Raw genomic sequence first — 1,050 nt, forward strand, 5'->3', positions numbered from 1 at the left:
TAGAGCGGTTTGCGATCATGCTGGGTCATAGCCCGCGGTCTTGAAATAGTTGAGGCACTCATCGGGCTCGTAGAGGTCGCAGATTTCGCCGATGGCCTGCCAGAGGTCCTCGATCGTCCTGGCGGCGCGCTTTCTGAGATGAGCCTTCAGCTTGGCGAAGGCCATCTCGATTGGATTGAGATCGGGCGAATAGGGCGGCAGGAAGAGCATCCAGGCGCCACGATCCTGGATCGCTTGTTCGGCGATACGGCTCTTGTGGGCGCTGAGATTGTCGGCGATGACCACGTCGCCGGCGGCCAGGGTCGGCGCCAACTGGGTTTGCACATAGGCTTCGAAGATTTTCCGGTTCATCGGCCGATCGATCACGAACGGAGCGACGAGGCCATCCTGTCTCAACCCGGCGATAAAGGTTTCCGTCTTCCAGTGGCCGAAAGGTGCCGACGCCCTGAGCCGCTTGCCTCTCGGCGCCCGGCCGCGCAGCCGGGTCATTTTTGTCGTCGTTCCTGTTTCGTCAATGAACACAAGCCGATGGGTCGCCCGACACATGATCGGCTGCCGTCCCTTGATCCATTCATTGCGCTGTTGCCGGACATCCGGGCGCTTCTGCTCGGCCGCGAGCAGCGTTTTTTTTATAGATGAAGCCGTGAGCCAGCAGAAACCGGCAAAGATTGGACGGATGAATGTGGACACCACGCGCCGCCAGCTCCTCAGCCAGTTCGGCCAGGCTGATGTCGGGAACCTCAAGCACCCGATGCACGACGAAATCCTCGTGGCCTCTGAGTTTGCTGCGTCGATCGCCGCCCTGCTTGGCCGGCACCACCGTGCCGGTCCTCAGATATTGCGCGACATATCGGATCGCCGAGCTGACCCCGATGCCGAAAACCCTCGCAGCCTGTCGGCGCGAGTGGCCCGCCAAAACATAGCGCGCGACACGGCCCCTCAAATCAACGGATAGCGGCTTCGTCATCGTGACCCACCTCCCATCGTAGGGAATCACGATCACGCGCCTTTGGGAATCCTCGAATCACTCAGGTCGCAAACCGCTCTAGC

1 protein-coding gene is annotated in these 1,050 nt (G+C 60.8%); it reads right to left on the bottom strand.

The window, feature by feature from the left end; genetic code table 11:
- Positions 1 to 15 precede the first annotated feature (15 nt).
- Positions 16 to 967 (bottom strand): IS630 family transposase gene (locus IEY58_RS34125; RefSeq protein WP_189052656.1). Its coding sequence is split into 2 segments (ribosomal slippage): positions 16 to 616 and positions 615 to 967, totalling 954 coding nucleotides; the frame shifts between segments, so codons are not numbered across the junction.
- Positions 968 to 1,050: the final 83 nt, after the last annotated feature.

The sequence above is a fragment of the Aliidongia dinghuensis genome (genome assembly GCF_014643535.1).
GTDB lineage: Bacteria > Pseudomonadota > Alphaproteobacteria > ATCC43930 > CGMCC-115725 > Aliidongia > Aliidongia dinghuensis.